This is a genomic window from Streptomyces sp. NPDC003691 (genome assembly GCF_053981115.1).
This window is the reverse complement of sequence record NZ_JBSFNQ010000072.1, coordinates 1-9,935: the sequence shown is the minus strand read 5'-3', so window position 1 is coordinate 9,935 and position 9,935 is coordinate 1. Positions and strand designations below refer to the sequence as shown.

The window sequence follows — 9,935 nt, the reverse complement described above, 5'->3', positions numbered from 1 at the left end:
CCCACCATGTACCAGCTCTTCTTCTCCCTCTTCTTCAAGCGGATGGACCCCGAGGCGGCCCATCACCTCGCCTTCCGCTGGATCCGGCTCCTCGCCCGGATCCCCGTACTGCGGACCTACGCCGCGGCGGTGCTCGCGCCCCGCCACGAGGAACTGCGCACCGAGGCCTTCGGGCTCCGGATGCACGGCCCCTTCGGGCTCGCGGCCGGCTTCGACAAGAACGCCTCCGGCATCGACGGTCTGGCCATGCTCGGCTTCGATCACGTGGAGATCGGCACGGTCACCGCGATGGCCCAGCCCGGCAACCCCAAGCAGCGGCTCTTCCGGCTGGTCGCCGACCGCGCCCTGATCAACCGGATGGGCTTCAACAACGACGGCTCGGCCGCCGTCGCCCAGCGGCTCGGGGAGCGCCGCCCGGTCTTCCGCACCACCGTCGGCGTCAATATCGGCAAGACCAAGGTCGTCCCGGAGGCGGAGGCCGCCGCCGACTACGTCACCTCCACCGAGCGGCTCGCCCGGCACGCCGACTACCTCGTGGTCAACGTCTCCTCGCCGAACACCCCCGGACTGCGGAACCTCCAGGCCACCGAGTCCCTGCGGCCGCTGCTGACCGCCGTCCGGGAGGCCGCCGACCGCACCGAGACCCGCCGCCGGGTACCGCTGCTGGTCAAGATCGCCCCCGATCTCGCCGACGAGGACATCGACGCCGTCGCCGACCTCGCCGTCGAACTGGGCCTCGACGGGATCATCGCGACCAACACCACCATCGCCCGGGACGGCCTGGTCTCGCCGGCCGAGCTGACCGCCGAGACCGGCGGACTCTCCGGCGCCCCGCTGAAGGAGCGCTCGCTCCAGGTGCTGCGGAGGCTCTACGCCCGGGTCGGCGACCGGATCACCCTGGTCGGCGTCGGCGGTGTCGAGACCGCCGAGGACGCCTGGCAGCGGATCCTCGCCGGGGCCACCCTGGTCCAGGGCTACAGCGCTTTCGTCTACCAGGGGCCGTTCTGGAGCCGCGCCGTCCACAAGGGACTGGCCGCCCGGCTGAGGAACAGCCCGTACGCCACCCTGGCCGAGGCCGTCGGAGCCGACGTCCGGGCCGGTGCCCGCCGAGCGGACAGCGAGGAGACCGCCGCATGACCACCCCCACCACCCCCTTCGGCACCCGGCTGCGCGCGGCGATGGACGACCGCGGCCCGCTCTGCGTCGGCATCGACCCCCATGCCTCCCTGCTCACCGCCTGGGGCCTCGACGACGACGTCGCCGGTCTGGAGAAGTTCACCCGCACCACCGTGGAGGCCCTCGCCGACCAAGTCGCCGTACTGAAGCCGCAGGCCGCCTTCTTCGAACGGTTCGGCTCCCGTGGCGTCGCCGTACTGGAGAAGGCCGTGGCGGAGGCCCGGTCCGCGGGCGCCCTGGTCCTGATGGACGCCAAGCGCGGCGATATCGGCTCCACCATGGCGGCGTACGCCTCGGCCTTCCTCGACCCGGCGTCCCCGCTCTTCTCCGACGCCGTTACCGTCTCCCCGTATCTCGGCTTCGGCTCCCTGCGCCCCGCGCTGGACGCCGCGTCCGCCGCCGGATCGGGCGTCTTCGTGCTGGCCCTCACCTCCAACCCGGAGGGGGCCGAGGTCCAGCGGGCCGTGGCCGCCGACGGCAGGCCGCTGGCCCAGGTGATGCTGGACCATATCGCCGCCGAGAACGCGGACGCCCGGCCGCTGGGCTCGGTCGGCGCGGTGGTCGGGGCCACCCTCGGCGACGCGGGAGTGGACCTGGCCGTCAACGGCCCGCTGCTCGCCCCGGGCATCGGGGCCCAGGGGGCGACCCCGGCGGACATCCCCCGGGTCTTCGGCGCGGCGGCCGGCCAGGTCGTCCCCAGCGTCAGCCGGGGCGTGCTGCGCCACGGTCCGGACCCGGCCGCCCTGCGGGCCGCCGCGGAGCGTTTCGCGGACGAGTGCCGGGCGGCGGTCGCCGGGGCGTAGTCCCTACGGGTGGGACCGGAGCCGTCTCCGGAGGGGCCGGAACCCGAATCGGAACCCGAATCGGAATCCGAACCGGTTTGCGAACGGGTTCCGGTGCACCGGCCCCGCCCGTCACCGCGTGTAGATGTACTGACCAGCGGATTTGCCGGCGGGGCCGCCGGGCCGTCCGGGAAAGCCGTCCTCACAGCGAGTTGACAGAATCTTGACGAAAAACCCCACCGTTTTGTCGTAAAAGTCCCGGTCGGTTGATGCTGACCAGGACTTTTCCTCTGTTCTCGCTGACTGGAGCGGTGCGGCCCGCTAGTCTCCGTCGAAGAGCGGCACGAGCACTGCGTTGCTCGTTGCTCGCCTGGTGTGGGGCTACTAGGTTCCTCACCGGTCCGTATCCGACAGTTCGACATCCGAGGTGACGTAGGCGTGGCTCTTCCGCCCCTTACCCCTGAACAGCGCGCAGCCGCGCTCGAAAAGGCCGCCGCGGCTCGCCGGGAGCGGGCCGAGGTCAAGAATCGACTCAAGCACTCCGGCGCCTCGCTCCACGAGGTCATCAAGCAGGGCCAGGAGAACGACGTCATCGGCAAGATGAAGGTCTCCGCGCTCCTGGAGTCGCTCCCCGGCGTGGGCAAGGTCCGCGCCAAGCAGATCATGGAGCGGCTCGGCATCTCCGAAAGCCGTCGTGTCCGGGGTCTCGGCTCCAACCAGATCGCTTCCCTGGAGCGGGAGTTCGGCGGCGGCCCCGCCTGATCCTCTCCCGGTGTCCGGGGCGGCGGTCCCGGACACTCCGGAGAACCGGGATAATCGCTGCATGGCAGCAGAAGTACGTCCGCGGCTGACCGTGCTCTCCGGCCCCTCAGGGGTCGGCAAGAGCACGGTCGTCGCGCATATGCGCAAGGTTCACCCCGAGGTCTGGCTCTCGGTGTCGGCCACCACGAGAAAGCCGCGCCCCGGCGAGCGCCACGGCGTCCAGTATTTCTTCGTCACCGACGACGAATTCGACAAGCTGATCGCCAACGGCGAGCTGCTGGAGTGGGCGACCTTCGCGGGCAACCGGTACGGCACGCCCCGCCGGGCGGTCCTCGACCGGCTGGAGGCGGGTGAGCCGGTGCTGCTGGAGATCGACCTCCAGGGCGCCCGGCAGGTCAAGGAGTCGATGCCGGAGTCCCGGCTGGTCTTCCTGGCCCCGCCGAGCTGGGACGAACTGGTGCGCAGGCTCACCGGCCGGGGCACCGAGTCGGCCGAGGTGATCGAGGAGCGGCTGGCCGCCGCCCGGATCGAGCTGGCCGCCGAGTCCGAGTTCGACACGACCCTGGTCAACACCTCCGTCGAGGACGTGGCGCGTGAGCTGCTAGCCTTGATGGCAGTGTCGTCCGGCGAGTGATCCACTTTCGAGATCTCGCCGGGCCGGGCGGGGCGGCGCGGAACTCTCCACGCACCTCCGCCCTCGGCCGAACCGGCCGAGACCGTCAATTTCCCTCTTTCGGAAGGTAGAGCGTGTCCTCTTCCATCACTGCGCCCGAGGGCATCATCAACCCGCCGATCGACGAGCTGCTCGAGGCCACGGACTCGAAGTACAGCCTCGTGATCTACGCGGCCAAGCGGGCGCGCCAGATCAACGCGTACTACTCGCAGCTCGGTGAGGGCCTGCTGGAGTACGTCGGCCCCCTCGTCGACACCCACGTCCACGAGAAGCCCCTCTCGATCGCGCTGCGTGAGATCAACGCGGGTCTGCTGACCTCCGAGGCCACCGAGGGTTCGCCCAACGATCGCTGAACCGATCGCCGCCCGAGGGCGGCATCGCCGGATGAACCGGTGCGGACGCCCTCCGCATCCGGCATCCGCACACCACAGGCCCGGCGGGTAGACCGCCGGGCCTGTGGTGTGTCATGGGGGGTGACAGTCGAGAGTGGGGAGAGACCATGGCCGGGCCGAGTACGCCGGATCCGTCGTCGGGGGCGCCGTCCGGCGGCGCTTCGCCGGAGGCAGCCGGGAACGGGGCGCCGGGGACGTCCGAGAAGCCGCGTGTCGTGCTGGGGGTCGCCGGGGGCATCGCCGCCTACAAGGCGTGCGAGCTGCTGCGCCGGCTCACGGAGTCCGGCCATGACGTCCGGGTGGTACCGACGGCGTCGGCCCTCCGCTTCGTCGGCGCCCCGACCTGGGAGGCCCTCTCCGGCCACCCCGTCTCGACCGAGGTCTGGTCCGGGGTGCACGAGGTACCGCACGTCCGGATCGGCCAGGGCGCCGATCTGGTGGTCGTCGCCCCCGCCACCGCCGATCTGCTGGCGAAGGCGGCCCATGGCCTCGCCGACGACCTGCTGACGAACACCCTGCTCACGGCCCGCTGTCCGGTCGTCTTCGCACCCGCGATGCACACCGAGATGTGGGAGCACCCGGCCACCCGGGAGAATGTGGCCGTGCTCCGCCGCCGCGGCGCCGTGGTGGTCGAGCCCGCGGTGGGCAGGCTGACCGGTGCCGACACCGGCAAGGGGAGGCTCCCCGACCCCGGTGAACTCTTCGAGGTCTGCCGCCGGGTGCTGGCCCGGGGCACCGCGGTGCCCGATCTCGCGGGCCGCCATGTGGTGATCAGCGCCGGTGGCACCCGGGAGCCGCTGGACCCGGTCCGGTTCCTGGGCAACCGCTCCTCCGGCAAGCAGGGGTACGCGCTGGCGCGCACCGCGGCCGCGCGGGGGGCCCGGGTGACCCTGGTCGCCGCGAACACCGCCCTGCCCGATCCGGCGGGCGTCGACGTGGTGCCCGTCGGGACCGCGCTGGAGCTGCGCGAGGCGGTGCTGGCGGCCGCCGCGGACGCGGACGCGGTGGTGATGGCGGCGGCGGTCGCCGACTTCCGTCCGGCCGCCTACGCCCCCGGCAAGATCAAGAAGCGGGACGGGGCGGAGCCCGCGCCCGTCGCCCTGGTCCGCAATCCGGATGTCCTCGCCGAACTGTCCGCCGAACGGCCCCGGGCCGGTCAGGTGATCGTGGGCTTCGCCGCCGAGACCGACGACGTTCTGGCGAACGGCCGGGACAAGCTCCGCCGCAAGGGCTGCGACCTGCTGGTCGTCAACGAGGTGGGGGAGCGCCGGACCTTCGGCTCGGAGGAGAACGAGGCGGTGGTCCTCGACCGCGACGGCGCGGAGACCCCGGTGCCGTACGGCCCCAAGGAGTCCCTCGCGGACACGGTCTGGGACCTGGTCCTGCCCCGGCTGGACTGAGCCGGCTCCGCCGGCCTCCCGCCCGGGGGGTGGGGCAGGCGGGGGTGCCGGTCCCTGCCGCCGGTGGGCGGGGACACCGGTGCGGCTCCCGGCCCGCGTGCCGGTACGCGGCGGACCGGTACCACTCCCGGGTATGTCCGGTGCCGCTGTCGGCCCGGGCCGTCCGGGTCCGGCCCGTCGGCCGGGCCGGTCCGGTCAGCGGCCTCCGCCCCCGGTACGCGGCGGCCCGGTGCGGGCCTCCGGTACGGCCGGGGCCGTCCCCGGCCCGCGGCGGGCCTGCGCCACCCTCGGGCGCTCTGCCGGAAACCCGGCCGGTACGACCCCGCCGCCCGCCCGCGGGGCCCGGACCGCGCCCCGGCCGCGGCACCGCGAATCGATCGCCCCCGCCGTCCGCCCGCCGGGCCGGACGGCGCCCGGCTGCGTACCGCTGTCGTTCCCCTGCCGCCCGCGGGGCACCGGTACCGGCCCGGTGGTCCGGGAAGCGGTGCCCCGTGTCCGCTCTCCGGGGAGCGGACCGGCCGGGCGCCGCCCGGCCGGGTCCGGTACCGCCGCCCCGCCCGGCCGGAGTCGCGCCCGGCCGTCCTGCCCGGCGGGACACGGCGACGCGCCCCGCTCCACGCCGGACGCGGAAAAACGCCCGAAAGGGCTCTGGCGACAGGCATGATTTCGGCCTTTCCTCCCACCCCGGGCCCCCATCGCCGCAGCTCAGGGATCGGCCACTCGGCTCTCACGAATCGGGACGGGTGGACCGACGGCGGACGGTGGCGGATAAACTGGTGCGCGGAACGTCGCGGGGCGCAGCCCCCTGCCGGTCCACCCATGATCAGCCAGCAGCCGCTGCAACCCCAGGGAGCGATGTGTCCCGCCGTCTTTTCACCTCGGAGTCAGTGACCGAGGGTCACCCCGACAAGATCGCCGATCAGATCAGCGACACCATCCTCGACGCCCTGCTGACGGAGGACCCCACGTCCCGCGTCGCCGTCGAGACGCTGATCACCACCGGACTGGTCCATGTGGCCGGCGAGGTCACCACCCAGGCGTACGCCGACATCCCGACGCTCGTGCGCAACAAGATCCTGGAGATCGGCTACGACTCGTCGAAGAAGGGTTTCGACGGCGCGTCCTGCGGGGTCTCGGTCTCGATCGGAGCGCAGTCCCCGGACATCGCCCAGGGCGTCGACGAGGCGTACGAGAAGCGGGTCGAGGGTACCGACGGCGGTGACGACCTCGACCGGCAGGGCGCGGGCGACCAGGGGCTGATGTTCGGCTACGCGTGCGACGAGACGCCCGAGCTGATGCCGCTGCCCATCCACCTGGCGCACCGGCTCTCCCGCCGGCTCTCAGAGGTCCGCAAGAACGGCACCATCCCCTACCTGCGGCCCGACGGCAAGACCCAGGTCACCATCGAGTACGACGGCGACAAGGCCGTCCGGCTCGACACGGTCGTGGTCTCCTCGCAGCACGCCTCCGACATCGACCTGGACTCGCTGCTCGCTCCCGACATCCGCGAGTTCGTCGTGGAGCACGTGCTGAAGGAGCTCGTCGACGACGGCATCAAGCTGGACACCGACGGCTACCGGCTGCTGGTGAACCCCACCGGACGGTTCGAGATCGGCGGCCCCATGGGCGACGCCGGGCTCACCGGGCGCAAGATCATCATCGACACGTACGGCGGCATGGCCCGCCACGGCGGCGGCGCCTTCTCCGGCAAGGACCCGTCCAAGGTGGACCGCTCCGCCGCGTACGCGATGCGCTGGGTCGCCAAGAACGTCGTCGCGGCGGGCCTCGCGGCACGCTGCGAGGTGCAGGTCGCGTACGCCATCGGCAAGGCCGAGCCGGTCGGTCTCTTCGTCGAGACCTTCGGCACGGCCACGGTCGACGTCGAGAAGATCGAGCACGCCATCGGCGAGGTCTTCGACCTGCGCCCGGCGGCGATCATCCGCGATCTGGACCTGCTGCGGCCGATCTACGCGCAGACCGCGGCGTACGGCCACTTCGGCCGTGAGCTGCCGGACTTCACCTGGGAGCGGACCGACCGCACCGACGCGCTCCGCACCGCCGCGGGTCTCTGACCCCGGCGCTCCGCCTCCGGAACCCCGCTGCCCCGCCCGGGCGGCGGGGTTCCGCGCGTTCCGGGGCCGGGCGGTGACTCCGGTGGCGCTCCGGGACCCGGGACTGTCGGTGGGCTCTGCCAGAATTACGGGTGTGAGCAGGGAGGACGAGTCGGCCGGGCAGGACGGGCCGGCCGCACCGGCCGCGCCCGAGCAGTTGGCGCTGATCCGGGACGCGGTCCGGCGGGCCGACGTGCCCCGGGCCAAACCACGGACCTGGCGCGGCGCCGCGCTCGCCGAGGAGCTGCCCGTGGCGCGCGTCGTGGTCAACAAGGGCGTGCTCCATCTGGACCAGTTCTTCGACTACGCGGTGCCGAAGGAGCTGGACGCGGAGGCGCAGCCCGGAGTCCGGGTGCGGGTCCGGTTCGGGGCGGGCGGCAGCCGGGTGCGGCAGGGCCGCCGGGAGGGCGGCGGACTGATCGACGGCTTCCTGGTGGAGCGCCGCGCCGAATCGGACTACAGCGGGGCGCTCGCCGCGCTGGCGAGCGTGGTCTCCCCGGAGCCGGTGCTCGACCCGGCGGCGCTGGCGCTCGCACGGGACGTCGCCGACCGGTACGCGGGCTCGCTGGCGGACGTACTCCAGCTGGCCGTCCCGCCGCGGAACGCCCGGGCCGAGGGCCGGCCGTCGCCGCCGCCGCTCCCGCCGCCCCCGGTGCCCGGTCCGGAGAGCTGGCGGCGGTACACCAGCGGGCCCGAGTTCCTGCGGGCCCTGGCGGGCGGCGCGAGCCCCCGGGCCGTCTGGACGGCGCTGCCCGGCCCGCACTGGCCGGACGAACTGGCCCGGGCGGTGGCCGCCGCCCTCGCCTCCGGGCGGGGCGCGCTGGTCGTCGTCCCCGACGGGCGGCGCGTCGCCCGGGTGGACGAGGCGCTGACCGCGCTGCTCGGGACCGGGCGGCATGCGGTGCTGACCGCGGACTCGGGGCCCGAGAAGCGGTACGCGCAGTGGCTCGCGGTGCGCCGGGGTTCCGTCCGGGCCGTCGTCGGCACCCGCGCGGCGATGTTCGCCCCGGTACGGGAGCTGGGCCTGGTCGCCGTCTGGGACGACGGCGACGGCAGCCACAGCGACGACCGCGCACCGTTCCCGCATGTCCGTGAGGTGCTGGAGCTGCGCTCCCGCAACGAGTCCTGCGGTTTTCTGCTGGGCTCCCTGAGCTGCACCGTCGAGGCGGCGCAGCTCGTCCGCAGCGGCTGGGCGCGGCCGCTGCGCGCGCCCAGGGACCAGGTGCGGGCCGCGGCCCCCCTGGTGCGCACCGTCGGGGACGAACAGCTGGGCCGGGACGGAGCGGCGCGCGCCGCCCGGCTGCCGACGCTGGCGTGGGAGACCGTACGGGACGGGCTGAAGGACGGGCCGGTGCTGGTCCAGGTGCCCCGGCGGGGCTATGTGCCCCGGCTGGCGTGCGAGCGGTGCCGGACACCCGCGCGGTGCGGGCAGTGCTCCGGTCCGCTCCAGGCGCCCGACGAGCGGGAGCTGTGCTGCGGCTGGTGCGGGCGGCAGGAGCCCGGCTGGCACTGCCTCGCCTGCGGGGGTACGCGGCTCCGGGCCCGGGTGGTGGGCGCCCGGCGGACCGCGGAGGAGTTGGGGCGTACGTTCCCTGCGGTGCCGGTCCGTACCTCCGGCCGCGACCATGTGCTGGACTCGGTGCCGGGGCGGCCCGCCCTGGTGGTCAGCACGCCGGGCGCCGAACCCGTCGCCGACGGCGGTTATGCGGCGGCGCTGCTGCTGGACGGCTGGGCGATGCTCGGGCGGCCCGATCTGCGCTCGTCGGAGGAGGCCCTGCGGCGCTGGACGGACGCCGCGGCGCTGGTCCGGGGCGGCCCCGGGGGCGGCACGGTGGTCGTCGTCGCCGAGCCGACCCTCCGCCCGGTCCAGGCGCTGGTGCGCTGGGACCCGGTGGGCCATGCCGAACGGGAGCTGGCGGACCGGGCGGAGCTGGGCTTCCCGCCGGTGTCCCGGATGGCGGCGGTGACGGGCCGCACGGACACGGTGGCCGCGTTCGTGGCCGGCGCGGGGCTCCCGCCGGAGACGGAGGTCCTGGGTCCGGTGCCGCTTCCGGAGCCGCCGGCCGGGCGCCCCCGGCGCCCCGGCGACCCCCCGGTGGGGGAGCCGTGGTCCCAGGTCCTGCTGCGGGTGCCGCCGGGGAGCGGCGCGGCGCTGGCACGGGCCCTGAAGGCGGCCCGGGCGGCGCGGACGGCCCGGGGCGGCCAGGACCAGGTCCGTATCCGCATCGACCCCCTGGACATCGGGTAGGCCGCCTCCCGCGGGGGCGTCGCGGAGGTCGCGTCCACGGTGCGTCCCTGCCATGGCTGGCCCGCCTCCCGGGAGGTGTCCCTCCACCGGGCCCCGTGCTCCCGGTGCGGGGCTCCGCGGCCCCGGGAGTGCCCGGCCCGGGGGCGTGGAGGGCGCGGGCGGGGTGGCCCTGAGCGGCCGGGCTCTCCACGGCTCCCGGGCCGTTTCCGGCTCCCGGGCCCGGTCACGGGAAGCGCCCGGCCCGGTGGCGTCGGTGCCCGGACGCGGGCCGTGGACGGTTCTCGCGCAGTTGCGCCCCCTACGCCTGGCGGCGTGGGGGGACCCCCAGGCCTGGACGCCTGGCGGCGTGGGGGGACCCCCAGGCCTGGCCCATCTCGCGGACGAGCTGATC

At 74.4% G+C, this 9,935-nt stretch carries 8 protein-coding genes; all 8 read left to right on the top strand.

Features of this window, described 5'->3' with window-relative positions:
• Positions 1 to 6 precede the first annotated feature (6 nt).
• The 8 genes from ACWDR0_RS26750 to ACWDR0_RS26715 all read left to right on the top strand — a co-directional run bounded on the left by ACWDR0_RS26750 (position 7) and on the right by ACWDR0_RS26715 (position 9,544).
• Positions 7 to 1,137, top strand: a complete 1,131-nt coding sequence (locus tag ACWDR0_RS26750) for a quinone-dependent dihydroorotate dehydrogenase (RefSeq protein ID WP_456354327.1) — start codon at positions 7 to 9, stop codon at positions 1,135 to 1,137.
• Entirely contained in the window at positions 1,134 to 1,979 is an 846-nt protein-coding gene (pyrF, locus tag ACWDR0_RS26745) for an orotidine-5'-phosphate decarboxylase (RefSeq protein WP_456354326.1), read from the top strand. Before ACWDR0_RS26750 ends, pyrF begins: the two co-directional genes overlap by 4 nt.
• 417 nt (positions 1,980 to 2,396) lie before the next feature.
• Positions 2,397 to 2,720, top strand: a complete 324-nt coding sequence (locus tag ACWDR0_RS26740; RefSeq protein ID WP_003956414.1) for an integration host factor — start codon at positions 2,397 to 2,399, stop codon at positions 2,718 to 2,720.
• A gap of 61 nt (positions 2,721 to 2,781) precedes the next feature.
• A complete protein-coding gene (gene gmk, locus ACWDR0_RS26735) occupies positions 2,782 to 3,354 on the top strand; it encodes a guanylate kinase (RefSeq protein WP_456354325.1) in 573 nt (190 codons plus the stop codon).
• Between the two features lie 113 nt (positions 3,355 to 3,467).
• Positions 3,468 to 3,746: a DNA-directed RNA polymerase subunit omega gene (rpoZ, locus tag ACWDR0_RS26730; protein WP_456354324.1), complete on the top strand. Its 279-nt coding sequence runs from the start codon at positions 3,468 to 3,470 to the stop codon at positions 3,744 to 3,746.
• A gap of 254 nt (positions 3,747 to 4,000) precedes the next feature.
• Positions 4,001 to 5,185, top strand: a complete 1,185-nt coding sequence (gene coaBC, locus ACWDR0_RS26725; RefSeq protein ID WP_456354323.1) for a bifunctional phosphopantothenoylcysteine decarboxylase/phosphopantothenate--cysteine ligase CoaBC — start codon at positions 4,001 to 4,003, stop codon at positions 5,183 to 5,185.
• An 857-nt stretch (positions 5,186 to 6,042) separates the two neighbouring features.
• Positions 6,043 to 7,257, top strand: coding sequence for a methionine adenosyltransferase (gene metK / locus ACWDR0_RS26720; RefSeq protein WP_456354322.1), 1,215 nt, complete (start codon positions 6,043 to 6,045; stop codon positions 7,255 to 7,257).
• Between the two features lie 133 nt (positions 7,258 to 7,390).
• The gene (locus tag ACWDR0_RS26715) at positions 7,391 to 9,544 is read left to right on the top strand and encodes a primosomal protein N' (RefSeq protein ID WP_456354321.1); all 2,154 of its coding nucleotides are present in this window, start codon (positions 7,391 to 7,393) and stop codon (positions 9,542 to 9,544) included.
• Positions 9,545 to 9,935: the final 391 nt, after the last annotated feature.